We start from the raw sequence: 20,670 nt of genomic DNA, 5'->3' as shown, positions 1-20,670 counted from the left end.
TGGCAATGGCGGAGGGGACCCACTCGTTCCCATACCGAACACGATCGTTAAGCCCTCCAGCGCCGATGGTACTTGGGACGCAGGTCCCTGGGAGAGTAGGTCGTCGCCAGGCACCATAAGAAACAACCCTTTCATTTCAATCGAAGTGAAAGGGTTGTTTTTGTTGTAGAGCAAGTGTTGCAATATGATAAAAACCAAGTTAACATAGTGGAATAATAAAGGTATAAATTACTATCTAACTTTCCCTTTTAAGGAGATCAATGCAGTCGGAGGAGTAAAGCATGAAACATATATTAATCTTAGGTGATGTTGAAAATGTCATGAAACATGCGGACTTTTCGTATGCTTATTATTCGATCCTGACATCAGAATATGAAGCACAATCGCTCTCTCCAGTATTTAAACAAGTGGTTCATACCGTACGTACTTTTAAAGGCCTAGACGACCCTGTGGCTACTTGTTTTGATGCGAATATGGATACCATACTCGATATGGCTGGATCAATCGAGAGTGAATTTGGGCACATAGATGCGGTTATCGCTACCCGTGAACATACGATACTGCCTGCCGCGAGCATTCGCTCTCGCTATAACATTGACGGAATCAAAAAGGAGCAAGCGAAGTATCTCAGAGACAAAATAGCGATGAGAAGGAAATTAGACAAAAACGGGGTACGTGTACCTCAATATATTGAGATCGATCAATCTAACTACAAGGAGTCAATTTCTCAATTTATTAATCAGTTTGGAACCATCGTGATTAAGCCTGCGGATCAGGCAGCAAGTCATGGGGTATTGATTACAAGAGATATTCATGAGGCTGTTTCTCACACAGAAAAGTTATTCCCCAGTACCATGAAAATTTCTCTTGAAGAATTTCTCCCGCTACCCATTGTTCATTTTGATGGCGCTATACAAAATGGTGAGCTAAAATTTCTTTCTCTAACGAAGAACATGGGTAACTGCTATGACTTTGTTCATAACAACCAGCGTTTGGTATCCATTATTCAAACAGATGAGGCACAATACCAAAAAGCGAGGAAGTATGTGAAAGAAGTACTTGCCTCTTTAGGTCTACAAGACACCGTTTTTCATTTAGAAGCATTTCTAACAGATTCGGAAGACTACATATTTTTGGAAATAGCAGGTAGAGTTCCGGGTGGGAGCATTGCTGAATTGATTAAGATGACGTTTGATGTGGATTTGGTGAAGGCCTCATATGATATTGACTGCGGAACTCCTGTAAGCAAATTTCAAGAGAGTATGAGCGAGAGGACACCACACGCGTTGTTTGTTCTGCCTGCGCCAGTTAAACGATCCATTCAGATTCGAGGGATTACAGGGATGGAAGACCTTCCGGACAATATTGTGTATTCTGCCTGGAAAGGTCCGGGAGCACGATTGGCATATCCGTCTATGAATCCTTTTCAATCCGTAGCAGAGATGGTCGTGGCAGATCGTGATGAAGTGCGCTTACTAAATGCGATTCATCAGCTTGAAGAAAAGATTGCAGTTCAGTATGTGGATGTGGAGTAAGTAGGCAAGATGGACGCAATGGGAGAAGGCAGATTTGCTATCCTAAGCACCCAGCTACGTTGCTGGGTGCTTTGTCTTCCAAGTAGAGGCTACGTTACTAGCATGACGATTCCGCCGACAACAGCGAATGCTGAGGCTCCAACAAGAGGGTACAGGATCTTTTCATCCTTGCCTTTCAGCTTAAATATCTTGCGGACGATGTGAATGATCATGAGCATCACCTCCTTCTTTCATTGTATCCCATACCAGCAATAAAAGTCAGAAATAAAAGAAAGAAAGTACATACTGGGCTCGAATGCATCGCTATTGGAGTCGAGAAAAGGGCATAGCATCAACACAACTGGAAGGTTGCCACTTTTTGAATGGGTTTGGTTCCTACTTTGATAAGTTGAAACCTGCTTTTCTGTTGTGTACGCATCCTAGCCATAAGGAGTTTTTGTTTCTAAGGCTGCTCCCAGCTCTTGTGCTCGCTTCTTTGCTCGTAATACGGCTTCTTGCAGAGCTTCCCTCCATTGTGTTTTTTCTAACGTAACCAATCCTGCTTCCGTCGTTCCCCCAGGAGAGGTTACTTGTTTGCGAAGGATCTCAGGCAATTCTTTGGTCTCGTGTAACATGTGAGCGCTTCCTAGGAGGGTTTGTACGGTGAGTGATTGTGCCGTTTCCTGATCCAATCCTGCCAATACACCGGCTTCGATCATCGCCTCCACCAAGTAATAAATATAAGCGGGTCCACTTCCGGAGAGTGCGGTAACGGCGTTCATTTGTTCTTCTGCTATTCGATTAACAGTTCCCACAGAAACGAAAAGCTTTTCTGTATAGGCAAGGTCCCATTCGGAAGCCCAGGTCCCCGTGCAGATAGCCGTAGCAGACATTCCGATCGAGCTGGATGTATTGGGCATAACACGGATGACGGGCAGGGAGTAGGGAAGTTTCTGTTCAATGAATGAGGTAGATACACCCGCTACAACAGAGATAATACGCTGCTCCTTTTGGATGTAGGGCCTCCATGTGTCAAGAGCGGTGGAAACATCGGCTGGCTTTACAGCGAGAATAAGGGTATTGGCGTTTTGGACAGCCTCTACTCGCTCTGTTGTTTCTTTCAGCTGATACATCTGACATAGTTGTTTAAGACGCTGCCGATTGGAGCGGTTGATCACGCACACGTTCTCAGGAAGAATCACTTTATTTAGGAGAAAACCTTTAAGTAAAGCATGAGCCATTGCGCCAGCTCCGATAAAACAGACGGTGTTTACTTGATTCACTGTGCCAACCCCTTTCCCATACAAATAAGCCCTCCTTCATCAAAGGACGAAAGAGGGCTCTTCTTCCGCGGTACCACCTTATTTGACACTTCGAGTGTGTCCAGCTTATATGACGCGTTATCCGCAATTCCTTTGATAACGGAGGGAAACTCCGGTCGAGCTCTTCACTGACCGCTGTATAAGGATGGGTTCTGCCCCTTTTGAAGGCAAACCTCTCAGCTAATGGTTTGCTCTCTGTTTTCATCAAGCAGGAACATACTAGTCCTCGTCATGGCGTCTCATATGTTTACATTTGAATTCATTTTTATTATTATGCAGTGGTTGCGAATAGATGTCAATAGATCCTAATGACAAATATTATGTCTTTTCTTGTTTTAAAACTCTTCCGTTTTGGAAATAAAAAATAAGGGATAGGAAGAAATGGGATGATGAGGTGATCAAGGTGACAAAAGCGAATGAAGGTCAGGTTCTGCTAATGGAAAGTTACAAGCATGATGGATCTTTCTGTGATTCATGGGAAGACTCGTTCGTTTTACACCCTGGAGAGCCACTCATTATCGCAAGAAAAAAGGAAGAGAGCGGAGAAGAGAAAGATCGAACAAAGATTTCTATCCGTTTTTTTTCGAAAGTTCGTTGGTATCACACGATCTTAACTTTTGAAAATGCTGATCAATATCATTTTCATTGTCAGTTATCCTCTCCCTACACGATCAAGAAAAATGTATTATCATACACAGATTATGATATCAGCGTTCTTGTAACAAAGGGTCTTCGTTATCGGTTTGTAGACCAAGATGAATTTTTGCAAAACCGAGAGCGAATGAATTACTCACAAGAGGTCATCGAACAGGTGAAAAAGGCTTCCTATCAACTAGAAATTGAGATTCTAACACGCGAGCCTCCATTTAGTGATGAGTTTGTACAAGCATGGGTTCATCGCTATTTTCTCCAGAAACAATAAATATGGGAGTGGAAGATTAATCATGACCAAGATCACACATCGAGTCTTGCCCTGGCTTCGTTCCATTATGCTCGCTTCGATGGTAGCTTTGTTAGTAAATCAATTTGGTGTAGTTTTATCTGTTGTTAATGGCTCTTCTATGGAACCAACATTGGAAGACGGGGACCGCTTACTAATTAACAAATTTTCCGTATTGGTACATCCGCCTGAATTTGGTGATGTGATCACCTTTGAAGATCCAGCGGAAGAAAACCGTTTTCTCGTTAAACGAGTGATCGGAATACCGGGGGATTGGATCGAAGGAAAAAACGGAAAGGTTTTTCGTAACAATGAACCCTTGCTTGAATCGTATGTGGATAGTATCTTAGAGGATGGAGATTTTGGACCGATGCAGGTGAAGAAAGGGACGTTGTTCGTCATGGGAGACAACCGTGAGCAGTATGCGAGTAGGGATAGCCGTTATGAAAGCGTTGGGTTGGTTCCTTATGACAAGGTCAATGGAAAAGTGGTATGGATTTTATGGAGGCCGTCGCTTACGGCAGCGCTATAAAGCGAGTGGGTACGCTACAAAATTTGGAATACTGAAAACTGTCAAAAACCGTTCACAAATTGCTTTTCCGACAGGCATTTTCATCCCGCATAATAGGGAAGGAAGGTGCCTAGTACATTATAGAACCTATAGCGTCCCAAAGCCACCCCCGACGGCTCGAGTAAAATTTTCCACAACAACTTTCAGTACTTTAATTTGAATTGGGGGATTATAAAATGGATTTACTCAATAAAACGCGTCGCATTTCGCGTATTCTACAAAAAAATGTTGGTCATCACTTGGTGGATTTTGACGAAGTGGCACAAGCATTGTGTGATGTCATCGGAGCCAATCTCTACGTGGTGAAGCCAGATGGAAAGATTCTCGGTCTTGCTGTTAACCATGAGATCGAAAACACACGTATGGAGACCTATCTGAAGGAACGCCAGTTTCCACAAGAATACGCTACCCTGTTGATGGAAGTGAGCAAAACTTCTTCCAATATCGCGGTAGACAGTCCATATACAGCTTATCCGACAGAGATGAGTGATATGTTCCGTACAGGATATACGACACTGATTCCTATCATTGGTGGCGGGGATCATTTGGGAACCTTGGTGTTATCTCGTTTGAACGATCAGTTTGTAGATGATGATCTGATCTTAGCGGAGTATGGAGCCACCGTTGTGGGAATGGAAGTGCTACGGGAACGTGCAGGTCAAATCGAAGAAGAAGCGCGTGGACGAGCAGTGGTACAGTTGGCGATTAACTCCCTTTCTTTTAGTGAGTTGGAAGCAGCTGAGCACATCTTTAAAGAGCTGGATGGGAATGAAGGCTTGTTGGTAGCAAGTAAAATTGCGGATCGTGTTGGAATTACCCGTTCGGTCATTGTTAACGCACTTCGTAAATTGGAAAGTGCGGGTGTTGTAGAATCCCGTTCTCTAGGGATGAAAGGAACCTACATCAAGATCTTGAACCCACGTCTTCTACCAGCTCTCGAAAAAGCGCGTCATTAAGTGTAATAAAAAATGCTGACCTTCTTTATTTAAGGAGGTTGGCTTTTTTATTTTTTTGGGTGGGGTGTTGCCCTCTCTGGTATAATGGAGGGAGAGAAAAAGAATATCCATAGTGGGAAAAGGCGATGTCCCCAAGTTGTGAAAAGTGTTCGGTCTGCCACTGAACATTTCCTCCCGAGGGCATGTGGAACAATGATGGCGGTTTCTCACGGGTGATTTTACCTAGTTAAACGATATTTTGCTGATAAGAATGATCTACTCTATAGGGGAAATGATGAACTTTCAGCGGTCTCATCATCTATACCACGAGAGTGAACGCGCGCTCGTTGGATCATTGTATCCGACAGGAGTGCGTTAAATGTATGTGTATTTAGCAGGAGTTGAGTCCATTGGACAGTATCAAACGATATTTAAAATTTGTTCGTCCTTATCGCAAAGAAATTGGATGGACGATGGTCATCGGGATCATCAAGTTTGGCATTCCGTTGTTTCTACCGCTATTACTAAAAATTGTGGTCGATGACTACTTGCTTACGGATATTCCGACGAGCGAGAAAGTGGAGAGCCTAATATGGTTGATGGCAGGAGCTTTTTTTGTGTTCACTGTTATCCGATTGCCCATTGAATACTATCGTCAGTATTTTGCACAGTGGACAGCCAGTAAAGTACTTTACGATATAAGAAACCGGTTGTTTGAACATATTCAGAAGCTATCACTCCGGTATTATCACAATAACAAAGTAGGACAGATTATTTCCCGGGTAATTCATGATGTGGAACAGACGAAAGAGTTTGTCGTAACAGGGCTTATGAATATTTGGTTGGATATGACCACTTTGCTCATTGCCGTTGCGATTATGCTGTGGCTAGATCCCTGGATGACGCTTGTATCTCTAGCGGTTTTCCCGCTATACGGGATTGCAGTTAAGTATTTTTATCAAGGACTTCGTCGTCTGACGAAAGAACGTTCTCAATCGCTCGCAGAGATGCAAGGTCATTTGCACGAACGAGTGCACGGAATGTCCGTAGTTCGTGCATTTAACTTAGAGGATTACGAGCATCAGCAGTTCGAAAGTCGCAACCAAACCTATCTTACGAAGGCATTAGCTCAATCGCGTTGGAATGCGCGTACGTTTGCGGTGGTGAATACGATTACCGACTTAGCGCCGCTCTTGGTTATTGCCTTTTCTGCCTATCAAGTGATAATAGGAAACTTGTCAATAGGTGAAATGACAGCCTTCTACGGCTATATGGGGCTGATTTATGCTCCTGTTCGTCGCTTGGTCAATTCATCCACTACCTTAACGCAATCACTTGCCTCCATGGATCGTATGTTTGAGTTTATGGATGAAGAGGTGGATATCCAAGATCGCCCTGGTGCTAAAACGGTAAATCAGGCACGAGGTGAAATCAAATTTGATCAAGTCTCGTTTCGTTATAGTAAGGACGGGTTATGGATCCTACGAGATATTAACCTGGAGATGAAGCCAGGAAGCACGGTTGCACTAGTGGGTCCTAGTGGAGGAGGAAAGTCGTCACTTGTCGCTCTAATCCCGCGATTTTATGATGTACAGCGAGGGAGAGTATGTGTCGATGGCCTCGATATTAGGGATTGGACACAGCACAGTCTGCGAGCGCAAATTGGCATGGTTCTACAGGACAATATTTTGTTTAGCGGATCGGTCCTAGACAATATTCGAATGGGAAAAACCGATGCATCGCTGGAGGAAGTGATCCAAGCTGCGAAACAGGCGAATGCCCATGATTTCATCCTGAATTTACCCAATCAATACAACACGGAGATTGGAGAACGTGGCGTGAAGCTGTCTGGTGGGCAAAAGCAACGAATTGCTATCGCACGGGTTTTCCTTAAAGACCCAGCCATTCTCATTCTAGATGAAGCTACTTCTGCCCTTGATTTACAATCAGAACATCTGATTCAGGAATCGTTACAACGCTTGAGCGAAAATCGCACGACCATCTTGGTAGCTCATCGCTTATCTACCATTACCCATGCAAATTGCATCTTTTTCATTGATGGTGGGCGTGTAGTAGAGTCTGGGACTCATTCTGAACTCATGGCACGAGATGGTCGCTATGCACAACTTTTTAACATCCAAAACATTGATGGATCTTAAGCCTCCTTTTACTAGTTATCAATCGGGGGAGCGCTTTGGGTATGGGTGGAGGCGAATAGAGATGAAAAAACAGTTTCGGGTAAACTTTGAATGGGATATTGTTGCGATTCGTAAAGAAGTACGTAACATTGCACGTGAAATTGGGTTCGACGAATTGGATCAGGCCCGGATCGTACAGTCAGTATCCGAGCTAGCGCGCAATATTGTTCATCATGCAGAAGAAGGAACGATTTCGATTGAAAGGATCGAAAAAGAAGAGCAGAATGGGTTGAAAATTCGGGTGCAAGATTGTGGTCCAGGAGTAGGGGACATTGAAGAATTGATGAGAAAAAGCCTCTCTCCTGTGAATGTAGAAGCAACTGGACTAATGCAGGTTAAAGGATTAATGGATGATTTTGTAATACGGGAAGAAGGAGAAGGAACGAGTGTTGAGGTTGTTAAATGGTTGGAAATAGCAAAAACAGTAAGTGATTCCTAAGGGAGAATCTCGATTTCCTTTTTGTTGACATCTTATGAACCTTTCCCGTCATACCTTGACGCTTCAGATTGCGTTCAACTAAAATAAATGTGATCATGAGCCGTTTACGTTTCAAATAAGAACATCCATTCACCCTTAATGAAAGGGCATGGAACGTGCGTGAACAAGGCCTGAAAGACGACTACCACTGGAAAGGAGGGCAAGCCGTGGAACGACCACTTACACAACAATCTGCTAGCCGGGTGCTTTCAACTGAATCTGAAGCAGAGTCGAATATGAAAGCAGTTATTAAGGATTACTGGACTCTAACGAAACCTGGGATTAATGTTTCTAATTCTATTGCCATGATGACAGGTTTTTGGTTGGCAGGTCCCGGAGTAGGGGATCTCCTCTTGCTGTTGTATACACTCTTGGGAACTGCACTCGTCATCGCTGGGGGATGTACGCTTAACAACTATATTGATCGTGACATTGATCCTGTCATGATTCGTACGCGTACTCGTCCGATCCCAGAAGGGCGTATTTCGCCGAAAACCGCCTTCTGGTTTGGCGTGGGTTGCACCGTATTAGGGCTAGGAGTGCTCGTCCTATTGGTCAATCCAATGGCAGCCGCGTTGTCGTTGGTTGGGTTTATCGTGTATGTTATTGTTTACTCACTTTGGCTCAAACGGACAACGACACTCAATACAGTGGGTGGAAGTATTTCAGGAGCTGTTCCACCGATGATTGGTTGGGCTGCTGTTACTGGAACATTGGACCTACCCGCTTGGATTTTATTCCTCATTATGTTTTTATGGCAACCACCGCACTTCTTTGCGATTGCCATGCGCAAAGTAGAGGATTATCGTGCGGCGGGAATTCCTATGTTGCCAGTTGTGAAGGGGTTTAAAGAAACCAAGTGGCAAACACTCGGATTCGTTCTCTTGCTCATTCCAACTTCAATCTGGCTATTTTTTACCGGTGTAGTGGGTTGGATTTATCTAGCAACGGCTATCATATTGGGAAGCATCTATCTCTTGTTTGCAATCCAAGGGTTTTTTACGACAGATGATGACAGTTGGGCAAGGAAAATGTTTTTTTATTCCTTAATCTACCTCACGGTGATGCAATTGGTCATGTTTATTAATGCAACAGGTCCTTTCTCTTCATAATCCGTGAGACTATCGTTTGAAAGAAAGAGAGGTTAGAATGGTGATGAATAGGCATCGGAAATGGTGGAAGTTGCCACTTATCTTCGGGATAGTGTTGCTTGCACTCACAGGGTGTTCGGATATCGATACGCTTTCCACGCTTCAACCAGCGGGCCCAGATGCAGAAGAACAATTGAACCTGATGTATCTTAGCCTTGGTATTATGATATTTGTGGTTGCAATCGTATTCGGCATTTTCTTCTACGTACTTTTCAAGTTTCGCCGCAAACCAGGACAGAAAGAACTTCCGAAACAAGTAGAAGGAAACCACAAATTAGAAATTATTTGGACAGTCATTCCCATTATTCTACTTGCCATCTTGGCGGTTCCAACGGTGAGCAGTATTTTTAACCTCGCTGAGAAGCCAGCGGAGGGAGAAGAGGTTATTAACATTCGAGTGACGGGTCATCAATATTGGTGGGAATTTGAATATACCGACCTCGACATTCGCACCTCACAAGAGCTTCATATTCCAGTGGGTACGGAAGTACAACTGGAGCTGACATCAGATGATGTTATCCATGCCTTTTGGGTACCTAGCTTAGCAGGGAAACAAGATGCCACACCAGGGAAAATAACACCCATGCGACTCGAAGCAGAACGTGCAGGTGTGTTCCAAGGGAAATGTGCGGAGCTTTGCGGTGCATCCCATGCTCTGATGGATTTCAGTGTAGTGGCTGAAGAAAAAGGCGACTTTGATGAGTGGGTGGAAAGCATGAAAAATCCACAATCTGAGGCGCAATCCGAGTTAGCGGAACAAGGAAAAGAGTTGTTCTCACAAAGCTGTATGGGTTGCCATGCGGTAAGAGGAGCTGACTTTGATACAGAAGGAATGTCTGCGCCAGATCTAACTGGATTTGGTGAGCGTGACGCGATCGCTGGTATCTTAGAGCATGACAAAGAGTCATTGGAAAAGTGGCTAGAGGATCCAAAGTCAGTGAAACCTGAGACCATTATGCCAGACTTTGACCACTTTACAGATGAGCAAATGGATGCGATGAGTGAGTACTTAATGAATCTAAAATAGGCATGGCCTATAAGAAATAAAGGAAGAACCATCTAGAGAATTCACCTGAGCTTCTCTTTAGGAGCTATAGAGTGAATCTCTGATCAAGGGAGGGATACCATGGCTACGTTTATTATTGTCTCCGTTCTTATCTTGTTTTTACTCGCGATTTGGACGGGTGGTTACAATAACCAATTCCTCGAACGTGTACGCAGTAGCTATATGTGGGATTGGGTGACAACGGTTGACCATAAGAAGATCGGTATTATGTATCTTGCCGCTGGCACCGTCTTCTTAGTGATTGGTGGGATCGAAGCGCTGCTCATGCGTGCGCAGCTTATTATTCCAGAGAACGATTTTTTATCAGGAGATCTGTTTAACCAGCTCCTGACGATGCATGGGACAACCATGATCTTCTTGGCAGCGATGCCCCTGCTGTTTGGGCTGATGAACTACATTATCCCCTTACAGATCGGTGCACGTGACGTTTCTTTTCCGTTTTTGAATGCCCTTGGCTTTTGGTTATTCTTAGCGGGTGGAACGCTTCTAAACCTAAGTTGGCTCTTTGGTGGCGCTCCTGATGCAGGCTGGACCAACTATGCGCCTATTGCGCTAAATGAATATAGCATGGGGCCCGGTATCGACTTTTATGTCCTAGGACTACAGATTTCCGGTATTGGTACCACGATGGGCGGGATCAACTTGATCGCAACCATCATCAATATGCGTGCGCCGGGAATGAGCTTCTTCCGGATGCCGATGTTTACTTGGACAACATTTATTGCTTCTGCCTTGATCTTGTTTGCCTTCCCAGCACTAACGATTGGTCTGGCATTGATGATGTTTGATCGATTGTTTGGTACGGCATTCTTTGATGCGACACGTGGTGGAGATTCGGTGATCTGGGAGCATCTATTCTGGATCTTTGGTCACCCGGAAGTATATATCGTTATTCTCCCTGCATTTGGGATTATGTCTGATATTATTAGTACATTTTCACGCAAGCGTCTCTTCGGGTATAGCTCGATGGTTTTTGCTACTTCGTTAATTGGTTTCCTTGGCTTTATGGTGTGGGTTCACCACATGTTTACCGTGGGACTTGGACCGATGACCAACTCGATTTTCGCAGTAGCAACGATGGCGATTGCTGTGCCAACGGGGATTAAGGTATTTAACTGGTTGTTTACACTGTGGGGTGGACAGATTCGCTTCACGGCGGCGATGGTCTGGGCTCTCGGTTTTATTCCAACCTTCGTTATGGGTGGGGTTACCGGTGTGATGTTGGCTGTCGTACCTGCCGACTTCCAGTTCCACGACTCTTACTTTGTTGTTGCCCATTTCCATTATGTCTTGATTGGTGGGACCGTGTTTGGGCTATTTGCAGGTGGCTACTATTGGTGGCCCCGCATGTTCGCTAGAAAGCTGAACGAGAAGCTGGGGTATTGGCATTTTGCGCTCTTCTTCATTGGTTTCCATTTGACGTTCTTCCCGCAACACTTCTTAGGCGTATTCGGAATGCCTCGTCGAGTGTTTACCTATCAGGCCAATGAAGGAATGGACGCGATCAACTTTATTAGCTCGATCGGTGCCATCGGTATGGCTGTTGGTACGTTGGTCTTTGTCTATAACATTTATCGTACGGCACGTTACGGAGAGATTGTGCAAGGCGATGCATGGGAAGATGGTCGGACACTGGAATGGACGATTCCCAATCCGACTCCGGAATACAACTTTGCGCGCCTGCCACGTGTACGCGCCAATGATCCATTGTGGGCGGAAAAAATGGTGGGTAATAAGCAGGTAGAAGCAGCAGAACCGTATGGTCCGATTCATATGCCATCCGGCTCTTATATCCCGGTACTCATGTCGATTGGTTTCTTCATCGCAGGGTTTGGATTTATTCTGCGTGCCAATGAAATCGGTGTATTGGGATTGGTTGTAGTGGTTCTATCCCTGTTCTTGCGTTCGTTTGATCAAGATCACGGTTACCACATCGAGCAAGAAGAAGTGGAACGTGTGGAGAAGGAGGCGAAGGCATGAGTCAAGTAGATCCAAGTTTGGATATGTCACCAAAGATGCCAGAGAGCATCGAGTACTCAACTATGGAAGGGAAAAACAAGATCTTAGGCTTCTGGCTGTTGCTTGGAGCTGAGACCGTTCTCTTTTCCTGTTTGTTTGGTACCTATCTCGCACTGAATGGAAGCACGAGTGGTGGGCCGACAGCAGAAGAGCTGTTTAGTTTGCCTTTGGTCGGAGTAGCAACCTTCTTGTTGTTGTTTAGTAGTTTAACCAGTGTACTTGGCATTATCGGTATGCACCGTAATAACGTTAAATCCATGCTATTCTGGTTCGGTGTTACGGTCCTATTGGGTTGGGGTTTCCTCGGTTTAGAAATCTACGAGTTTTATCACTATGTGCATGAGGGATTAACCTTATCGAATAGTGCGTTCGGCTCCGCTTTCTATGTTCTCTTAGGAACGCATGGGGGTCACGTTCTCTTCGGCTCGATCTGGATTGTCACCCTGATGATTCAAGCGACAAAACAAGGGATTACTTGGTTTACAGCACCCAAGTTTTATGTCGCTAGCCTTTACTGGCATTTTGTTGACGTCGTGTGGGTGTTCATCTTTACGGTTGTCTATCTGATGGGAAAGTTGGGGTAATCGATGGCAAAAGTAGAATCTGCTACAAATAATCCAACCAATCATGCAGGTAAATCGGAAGAGAAGAAACAGGTCCTCTCCTTCGCGGTAATGATTCTATTAACAGTGATTGCATTTGCACTTGTGATGATGGAGTTGATTCCAGCCGCCTTGATCATTCCGATCATTCTCGTGTTGGCAGGGGTTCAGGTATTTTTACAGCTGTTTACCTTTATGCACTTGAATCAAAAAGGTAGTGCCTTCCCGATTCTCTTTATCTGCACAGGAATTTTGATTGCAATTGTATGTTCGGTTGGACTGATGATCTTAAAGTAGAGCATTAAAATTGAAGATCCCCCTTCTTTACCAAATGGTACGGAAGGGGGATTGGTTCATACGGAAAAGGACTTATCAAAAAGGCAAACAGAAGGGAGGAGAAAGAGATGTCAGGCAATCCATTTTTCCAGCAGTTTTTCTATCCAGAAAACTGGGATGTGGTATACAGTTTGATTTTATTAGTCATAGGTACAGCTTATCTATTGATGACAGGGCCTTATCAAAAGCGATTGACCACTGATCTTTCCCCGATCGCAGGAGAAAAGAAATTTTATTTTATGCTAGGAGTCATTGTATATTACTTTGCGCAAGGAAGTCCTTTGGCGATGATGGGGCATGAGTTGTTTAGTGTGCATATGTTACAAATGTCCCTCGTCTATCTGGTGGTTCCTCCATTAATCTTGGCAGGCTTACCAGCATGGCTGGTACGGCCTGTGGTCAATCAATCTTGGGTGAAACCATTCTTCCGCTTCTTCACCCATCCATTGGTAGCGTTAATCATGTTTAATGGGCTGATTTCGTTTTATCACTTCCCCTTTGTCTTCGATAGCATTATGGCGAGTACCCTGCTTCACATCGTTTCTCATCTTCTGTTGCTGTTCGCTGCTTTTGCAATGTGGTGGCCTTTGATGTGTCCTCTTCCTGAGATGGACCGTTTGAGCGGGTTGCAAAAAATGGGGTATATTTTTGCCGATGGGGTATTGTTGACACCGGCTTGTGCCATGCTTATCTTTGCGGGAACTCCTATGTATGAATTATTTCAAGGCTCTCATGTTTTCTCGACGGTTGATCCACACGCCGATCAGCAATTGGGAGGCGTTGTGATGAAAATTATGCAGGAGATCTCTTATGGAATTATGCTTGGGAGTGTCTTCTTCCGTTGGGTGGCGAAAGAGAAGGAGAAAAACCAACAAGATGGACCCGTTAAGCGGGATGAGTCACAGGAACTTACCTTTCAATCGTGACTTTATTAGGAAGAGGCAGCATGGAGCCCTCTGGACCACTTGGACTGAGAGTAGGCGCGGTATGAGAGGACCGCATGGTACGGGTGGAAGAGAGTTTGGTGCATAAACGAGTGCACCGTGTGAGAGACAAGAGATGAAACGAAAGGAGGAGACCTCGATCCAAATATAATGGAGGTCTCCTGCTTATAATTTGTGACGTCTTCCCAGAAGCAAGAGAGGGAATGACGGATGCTTGTTACTTGAGGAGGATTCATCACTGCCTCCATACTTCATGTCCAATGAGTCCTCCTCATCAAACAAAAAAAGTAGGGTTTTCCCTACTTTTTTTGTTTGACTGCTACCATGTCAAACTAATATCAGTACCATCAAATTTCACATCAGAATCGTACACTCTTCTCAGTGTTCCTTTGAAAAAGTTCCCCCGCCATTCTCTATCGGCATCGTACTCAACTTCATTTAGTACTTTGGTTGAGAAATCGTCAAAAGTTCCATATTGCTTCTCAGTACCGACAATGACAACCCATGTCTGTTCATCCCAACCACTCTCGATTCGTTCTGCATGAGGATCACCACTCGGGTATCTTACAGCAATATAGCCATCGTCTTCTTTTCCAAAGATCCAGTTTCCACTATGCCTTTCCTTATCAAATCCTTTGGGCCAATGGAGCCACACTTTTGAATTCGGATGAATGGTTTCAATTTCAATCATGGGATTATACTGTATCACAGCAACATTGTTTACTTGCTTGATTTTTGGTAGATGATCATTCTGCATGGTTTTGCTTCCATCACCGGCTTGGGTCCAGACCGGAAGGGTTCCAGTAGTAGCAATCCAAGGATTTTGCTGATACCCTTGTCGCCCAGGCCAGTAGTCTTGAATGGAATGCAACATGACACCGTCGTCCTTATACAAGGAAAAATTGGCTGAAGAAAGGACAGAACTCCGACTAAATGCAGCCCCTGCTTTCGCTGCTGCTTGTGCTGCTCCTTCAGAGAGACCGAGGAAGCGATCGAATGCTTTTAGAGGTTCATGTCCAGTCAATTGGTATTTACGATAGAACCACGCAGAATCGGAGGCGGTGTCAGGATGGAAGTAAGCACCCTGAGTCCAATAGAAGGGGACGCGCTCGTCCCGTGAAAAATCATTGTAAATTTCATTTTTTGCTTTTCCTAGGGTATGCCCATTGGTATAATTCCTGTTCAGATCTTTTCCGAAATATTTAAATACATTTTCGTTAATCGGTAGATCTGAGGTTGCTAGCATTACGCCAATGGGGCTGGGTGTTGTAGCTGTTTCATTACCAATGCCAGTTAAAAGGTAGACAATCCGATTGATATTGTGTCCTGACCCCTTTTCTTTGTAGGCAGAATAGGTTCTTCCTGACGCTGAGTAGAAAACCCCTTCTTCATTTGTCACAGTTAGGACATCTTGTAATAGACGTTGAGCTGCTCCAATAGCGAGTTGACGAATTTCCTCATCTTCTGCAAAATCAGCTAGGTTTAGAAGACCCGATAACGTATACGGTAGGTAAACACCCGAATAAAACTCATAATAACCATACTCATTTTTTACTTCTAAGTACTTCTTTAGGCGTTTGCGAACACGATCATCCTCAAACAACCCATATTTTTCTTGCAATAAATAGTGCGAGGAAGTGTACATGATCATGTGGTTTTCAGAGGCAAAGACATGGTCTCCAGTTCCTCCTTTTTCAAACCAGAAAGGGAAACCATCCAGAGCTTCAACTAAGTCGTCCTTAATTTCTGGACGGTACATCATGACACGAATTAACTTCGTAAGGTTGAAATCTGCATTTTTCACACCACCAGAGCGCAATCCATTCAAATACTCGTCAAGGGCTTTTCGATTTAACTCTTTCCCCGCATAAGCTTGCAAGACTAGTGCGTCATAACTACTAGATGAAACCCCTTCTTCGATATAGCGGGCTTGTCTTTTTTTATAATCGCTTTCATCAAAAGAAAATCCCTCTTCTGCATAAATCGTTGAAATCCCAGACTGAAGACTTAGACTGGATACCATGATACAAATGACAGCGATAAAAAATTTCTTCATGTTTCTCTCTCCTTCGGACTAATAGCAATTTTTTTAATCACGATATACTAACAATTTATATAATACAATATATTTATTATAAATAACCTTACAATTCACTGCGTGTCGACGTCATATCCGATTAGCGAAATTCGAGAGTGCAATCACCGATGTATTGAATGAAAAACTTCTTCTTACTAAGACTTCTATTATCTTAGGAAGAGCGTTTAACGGTTCGAGTACAACTTATGTGTTGGATTCGAAGTCGATACACAACGACATTAAGAGGTCTTAATGTCATAATTCGCAGGACGAAATTATTAGAAAGGAAAGTATATAAAATCACATGTATTTATGGAAAGAAGCATCGCCTGTCTCTCTAGAGGCAGGCGATGCTATTCTTTTGCCATCAGAAAGGGTGATAGGGTCAAAGTCACCCAGGGACACTTGTAAATGAAACATGAAGAGAAGGGTAGATGCTTTTTGGAGCAGGGAAGTTGAAGGGAAGTTGAAGGGAAGTTGAACCATAGATTTGTTCAAAGATCACTTCTTCTTTTGGATATTTATCCGTCAGGTTGAAAAGAATAGCACTTGATGACCTCAGAGAAAGGAGTGAGAGGCTTGGATAAAACGCTGATCGGACAGCCTGCGCCTGTGTTGCCTGAACTAACGACGAGGAAAGCGAACTGGAGCGATTATTTGGAGCTAACCAAGCCAGGAATTAATCTTTCTAACCTTTTTTCCACTTTTGCTGGATTTGCTATAGGCATGCAGGGAACTTGGGATGGGGGGTTACTCTTGGCTACCTTGATCGGTACAGCTCTTGTGGTAGCAGGTGGGTGTACGTTAAATAATGTCATTGACCGTGACATTGATCCATTGATGATACGAACCTGTCAGCGTGCCATTGCGTGTGGGCGCATTACACAATCTGCAGCAATCGTTTTGGGAGTGTTGATGACCCTCATAGGGTCGGTTCTCTTGTGGATGATTACTGGGCCACTGGTCGCCTTGTTAGCTCTGACGGGTTTTGCGGTCTATGTTGGTGTTTATAGTAGTTGGCTAAAACGAAGCCACTGGTGCAATACGATTGTCGGAGGGGTGGCAGGAGCAGTTCCTCCTATGATTGGCTATGTGGCCGCTACGGGGAGAATAGATTGGACGGCTTGGGGGCTTTTCTTTCTCCTCTTTTTGTGGCAACCTCCACACTTTTATGCCTTATCCATGAAGAGAGTAAAAGAGTATCGCGTGGCAGGAATACCGATGCTACCCGTTGTGAAAGGGTTTGCCGCTACGAGACGACAAATTTTTGCCTTTGTTCTGCTCCTGTGGGGGGCTAGTGTGCTGTTTGCCTTGCTTGCTGGGATGAGCTCATTCTATCTCCTCTGTTCGCTTCTCTTGGGAGGAGTTTATCTCTTAATGGCTTGGCGGGGGTTTTTTACTCGTGCTGTAGGGAAGTGGTCACAGACGATGTTTCGTTACTCGCTTCTTTATTTAGTGGCCATTCTCACCGCTATGATTTTGGATTCGCTGTAAAGCAAACATAAATTCATTTTTTATAGATCAGGAGGAAGGATGGATGCGTCAGATGAAAAAGTGGGTCATCCTACTATTTTCATTTCTAGGGATGAGCCTATCTACTGGTTGTACAGACGATTCGCTCTCCGTCTTAGATCCAGTGGGACCAGTAGCCGAAGAACAACTTTGGCTAATGAAATTAAGCATCGCTATCATGATTTTGGTATTTGTTGTGGTCATCGCGATCTTTATCTATGTGGTGATTCGTTATCGGGAACGCCCAGGTCAAACGGAAATTCCTAAACAAACAGAAGGAAGCACCGTATTGGAAATTACGTGGACCATCATACCGATTATCTTGTTAGTTATCTTGGCGATTCCCACCTTCCGTATTACATTTTCGGAGACAGAGGTATCACCCAAGGATGAGTCTATTACGGTTAAGGTGATTGGTCATCAATATTGGTGGGAATATGTGTATTCTGACTATGACATACGGACATCACAGGATCTACACATTCCTACCGGTAAAAAAGTGCATCTAATCATGACATCAAATGATGTCATTCACTCCTACTGGGCACCTAATTTAGGGGGGAAACAAAATGTTATTCCTGGTAAAGACGTGCCGTTAACTTTACAAGCGGATAAACCAGGTGTTTTTAAAGGGAAGTGCGCCAAAATTTGTGGAGCGGGGCATGCCTTAATGAATTTCCGCGTTGTTGCACAAACTCCGGAAGAATTTACGCAGTGGGTAGCGAAGAGGCAAAATCCGCAATCAACTGTTGCAGAAGATCAAGAACAGGCGAAGCTTGGGCAAGCTCTTTTTTCGCAAAACTGCATGGGTTGTCATGCGGTTCGTGGTGGAGGGTTTTCCTCACTAGGCAAAGTGGGGCCTGATTTAACAGGCTTTAGTGACCGTCTCTTGATTGCAGGAGTGATTGAAAAGAATCGAGAGAACTTGAAGCAATGGCTGGTCGATCCTCAAGCAATTAAACCAGGGAACCGGATGCCCGGCTTTGAGTTCCTAACAGATGAACAAACAAATGCCTTGGTGGAGTATCTGATGAATCTTAAATAGGAGGCGAACAAGCGCGTGGCAACCATGATTATCATGTTGGTACTGTTGTTGTTTCTCGTGGCAATTTTCTCGGGTGGCTACAACAATCGCTTTTTGATAAATGTCAGGAAAAGTACGGTGTGGGAATGGCTAACCACCGTGGACCATAAAAAAATCGGTATTCTCTACATTGGATCGGGTTTACTCTTTTTTATCATTGGTGGTATTGAAGCACTCTTGATTCGTTTACAACTGATCGTGCCTGATTCTGGATTTGTTTCACCAGAGGTTTATAATCAGTTGATGACGATGCACGGGACAACCATGATCTTCTTGGTAGCAATGCCCCTTCTCATCGGTTTGATGAACTATGTGATGCCACTGCAAATTGGAGCACGTGATGTGGCATTCCCTTTTCTTAACTCGCTTGGCTTTTGGCTTTTCTTCGCTGGGGCATTGCTCATAAATTTAAGCTGGCTGTTTGGTGGTGCACCGGATGCAGGTTGGTCCTCCTATACCTCATTGGCGCTTAACGATTACAGTCCCGGCCCCGGAGTTGATTATTATGTGCTTGGTTTACAGATTTCTGGTATTGGTACGTTGACAGGAGGAATCAACTTCATTGTCACGATTATCAATATGCGAGCTCCTGGGATGACCTATCTACGCATGCCCCTTTTCACATGGACAACCTTTGTGACATCAGCGATTATCCTGTTTGCCATTCCACCACTGACTGTGGCACTTCTCCTCCTCATGTTGGATCGCTTGTTTGCTACGGCTTTCTTCGCGTCCTCTCTGGGTGGAGAGGTTGTAATCTGGGAGCATCTTTTCTGGATTTTTGGTCATCCAGAGGTTTACTTAGTGGTCTTACCGGCCTTTGGTGTCTTCTCTGATGTGATTAGCGCTTTTTCGAAGAAAACGTTGTTTGGTTATATCTCCATGGTTTTTGCCACCGTCTTGATCGGCTTTATCTCCTTTATGGTATGGGCTCACCATATGTTTACGGATGGCCTGGGATCGATGGCAAACACCATCTTTGGGATTGCTACCATGGCGATCGCGGTACCGACAGGGATCAAGATCTTCAATTGGCTTTTCACGATGTGGGGAGGACGCATTCGCTATACGACAGCCATGCTGTTTGCTGTCGCTTTTATTCCTACCTTTGTCATGGGGGGCGTGACAGGAGTCATGCTAGCTGTCGTGCCTGCTGATTGGCAATTTCATGACTCGTACTTTGTGGTGGCGCACTTTCACTATGTTCTTCTCGGAGGTACCGTGCTCGGTCTCTTCTCTGGCTTCTACTATTGGTGGCCCAAAATGACGGGGAGACTACTCAATGAGACCTGGGGCAAGTGGCACTTCTGGCTATTCCTATTCGGATTTCACATCACGTTTCTACCGCAACATTTCTTAGGACTGTATGGGATGCCTCGGCGCGTGTATACGTATGAATCCAGTCCGATGGTAGACAACATCAACATAATTAGCACCATCGGTTCCATTGGGATGACACTGGGTACAGTATTCTTCGTCTACAATATCATCGTGTCACAGCTGAAGGGAGTGAAGGCAGGCAATGATCCTTGGGATGGAAGGACGCTGGAATGGTCCATCCCCTCACCCGCACCAGAATACAACTTCGCACAACTGCCACTGGTAGAAAGTCCTGATCCACTGTGGGAAGCAAAGATGAAACGAGATGGGAAGATCCCGATGGCTGAGCCACTAGGTTCGATTCATATGCCATCTCCTAGTCATCTGCCTTTACTCATCTCAATTGGTTTGTTTGTTGCAGCCTATGGATTGATTCTTCATTCCTATTCATTGGGAGCGATCGGTTTAATCTTTGTCCTGGTTGTGATGGGGGTGCGCTCTTTTGAACAAGATCACGGATATCATATTGAAGCGGACCAGCTGGCAAATAACGCAATGAATGGAAAAGGGGTGAATGGATCGTGAGCGTGCCTAAACTATC

Annotated in this window: 18 protein-coding genes and 1 rRNA gene; 16 read left to right on the top strand and 3 right to left on the bottom strand. The window is 44.5% G+C overall.

What is annotated here, in order from left to right:
• Window positions 1-112, top strand: a 5S ribosomal RNA gene (rrf, locus tag AC6RGY_RS16100); the annotation flags it as partial.
• 169 nt (window positions 113-281) lie between these two features.
• The gene (locus AC6RGY_RS16095; RefSeq protein WP_499864745.1) at window positions 282-1,535 is read left to right on the top strand and encodes an ATP-grasp domain-containing protein; all 1,254 of its coding nucleotides are present in this window, start codon (window positions 282-284) and stop codon (window positions 1,533-1,535) included.
• Window positions 1,536-1,624: 89 nt separating this feature from the next.
• Here the strand turns inward: AC6RGY_RS16095 and AC6RGY_RS16090 are convergent, their stop codons facing one another.
• Together AC6RGY_RS16090 and proC are read right to left on the bottom strand one after the other, a co-directional pair.
• Window positions 1,625-1,747: a hypothetical protein gene (locus AC6RGY_RS16090; protein ID WP_499864742.1), complete on the bottom strand. Its 123-nt coding sequence runs from the start codon at window positions 1,745-1,747 to the stop codon at window positions 1,625-1,627.
• A gap of 207 nt (window positions 1,748-1,954) precedes the next feature.
• A complete protein-coding gene (proC, locus tag AC6RGY_RS16085) occupies window positions 1,955-2,797 on the bottom strand; it encodes a pyrroline-5-carboxylate reductase (protein WP_499864740.1) in 843 nt (280 codons plus the stop codon).
• Between the two features lie 442 nt (window positions 2,798-3,239).
• Here proC and AC6RGY_RS16080 point away from each other — a divergent pair, with 442 nt between their 5' ends.
• The 11 genes from AC6RGY_RS16080 to AC6RGY_RS16030 all read left to right on the top strand — a co-directional run bounded on the left by AC6RGY_RS16080 (window position 3,240) and on the right by AC6RGY_RS16030 (window position 14,058).
• Window positions 3,240-3,758 (top strand): DUF402 domain-containing protein, encoded by a 519-nt coding sequence (locus AC6RGY_RS16080; RefSeq protein WP_499864737.1) that lies wholly within the window; start codon window positions 3,240-3,242, stop codon window positions 3,756-3,758.
• A gap of 22 nt (window positions 3,759-3,780) precedes the next feature.
• A complete protein-coding gene (lepB, locus tag AC6RGY_RS16075; RefSeq protein WP_499864735.1) occupies window positions 3,781-4,308 on the top strand; it encodes a signal peptidase I in 528 nt (175 codons plus the stop codon).
• A gap of 215 nt (window positions 4,309-4,523) precedes the next feature.
• Window positions 4,524-5,303 carry a GTP-sensing pleiotropic transcriptional regulator CodY gene (gene codY, locus AC6RGY_RS16070; protein WP_499864732.1) on the top strand — a complete coding sequence of 260 codons (780 nt, stop codon included), beginning with the start codon at window positions 4,524-4,526 and terminating at the stop codon, window positions 5,301-5,303.
• Window positions 5,304-5,692: 389 nt separating this feature from the next.
• Window positions 5,693-7,441, top strand: a complete 1,749-nt coding sequence (locus tag AC6RGY_RS16065) for an ABC transporter ATP-binding protein (protein ID WP_499864729.1) — start codon at window positions 5,693-5,695, stop codon at window positions 7,439-7,441.
• 61 nt (window positions 7,442-7,502) lie between these two features.
• Window positions 7,503-7,919, top strand: a complete 417-nt coding sequence (locus tag AC6RGY_RS16060) for an ATP-binding protein (protein ID WP_499864726.1) — start codon at window positions 7,503-7,505, stop codon at window positions 7,917-7,919.
• Window positions 7,920-8,125: 206 nt separating this feature from the next.
• On the top strand, window positions 8,126-9,070 hold the full coding sequence (gene cyoE, locus AC6RGY_RS16055; RefSeq protein WP_499864723.1) for a heme o synthase: 945 nt from the start codon (window positions 8,126-8,128) through the stop codon (window positions 9,068-9,070).
• 43 nt (window positions 9,071-9,113) lie between these two features.
• Window positions 9,114-10,136, top strand: coding sequence for a cytochrome c oxidase subunit II (gene coxB / locus AC6RGY_RS16050; protein WP_499864720.1), 1,023 nt, complete (start codon window positions 9,114-9,116; stop codon window positions 10,134-10,136).
• A 201-nt stretch (window positions 10,137-10,337) separates the two neighbouring features.
• The gene (gene ctaD / locus AC6RGY_RS16045) at window positions 10,338-12,155 is read left to right on the top strand and encodes a cytochrome c oxidase subunit I (RefSeq protein ID WP_499864761.1); all 1,818 of its coding nucleotides are present in this window, start codon (window positions 10,338-10,340) and stop codon (window positions 12,153-12,155) included.
• The gene (locus tag AC6RGY_RS16040; RefSeq protein ID WP_499864718.1) at window positions 12,152-12,778 is read left to right on the top strand and encodes a cytochrome (ubi)quinol oxidase subunit III; all 627 of its coding nucleotides are present in this window, start codon (window positions 12,152-12,154) and stop codon (window positions 12,776-12,778) included. The genes ctaD (AC6RGY_RS16045) and AC6RGY_RS16040 overlap by 4 nt, the downstream gene beginning before the upstream one ends.
• 3 nt (window positions 12,779-12,781) lie before the next feature.
• Complete coding sequence (locus AC6RGY_RS16035; protein WP_499864716.1) at window positions 12,782-13,093, top strand: cytochrome C oxidase subunit IV family protein; 312 nt, start codon at window positions 12,782-12,784, stop codon at window positions 13,091-13,093.
• A gap of 107 nt (window positions 13,094-13,200) precedes the next feature.
• A complete protein-coding gene (locus tag AC6RGY_RS16030; RefSeq protein WP_499864713.1) occupies window positions 13,201-14,058 on the top strand; it encodes a cytochrome c oxidase assembly protein in 858 nt (285 codons plus the stop codon).
• Window positions 14,059-14,395: 337 nt separating this feature from the next.
• Here AC6RGY_RS16030 and AC6RGY_RS16025 read toward each other — a convergent pair whose 3' ends face one another.
• Window positions 14,396-16,132, bottom strand: coding sequence for a hypothetical protein (locus tag AC6RGY_RS16025; RefSeq protein ID WP_499864711.1), 1,737 nt, complete (start codon window positions 16,130-16,132; stop codon window positions 14,396-14,398).
• 600 nt (window positions 16,133-16,732) lie between these two features.
• Here AC6RGY_RS16025 and cyoE (AC6RGY_RS16020) point away from each other — a divergent pair.
• From cyoE (AC6RGY_RS16020) to ctaD (AC6RGY_RS16010), 3 genes are read left to right on the top strand one after another with little or no spacing between them, the layout of a single operon-like run.
• Window positions 16,733-17,647: a heme o synthase gene (gene cyoE, locus AC6RGY_RS16020; RefSeq protein WP_499864709.1), complete on the top strand. Its 915-nt coding sequence runs from the start codon at window positions 16,733-16,735 to the stop codon at window positions 17,645-17,647.
• A gap of 43 nt (window positions 17,648-17,690) precedes the next feature.
• Window positions 17,691-18,710, top strand: coding sequence for a cytochrome c oxidase subunit II (gene coxB, locus AC6RGY_RS16015; RefSeq protein ID WP_499864707.1), 1,020 nt, complete (start codon window positions 17,691-17,693; stop codon window positions 18,708-18,710).
• A 24-nt stretch (window positions 18,711-18,734) separates the two neighbouring features.
• Window positions 18,735-20,654, top strand: coding sequence for a cytochrome c oxidase subunit I (gene ctaD / locus AC6RGY_RS16010; RefSeq protein WP_499864758.1), 1,920 nt, complete (start codon window positions 18,735-18,737; stop codon window positions 20,652-20,654).
• Window positions 20,655-20,670 lie beyond the last annotated feature (16 nt).

It is taken from the genome of Mechercharimyces mesophilus, assembly GCF_059818345.1.
This window is presented reverse-complemented; position numbering and strand designations above follow the sequence as displayed.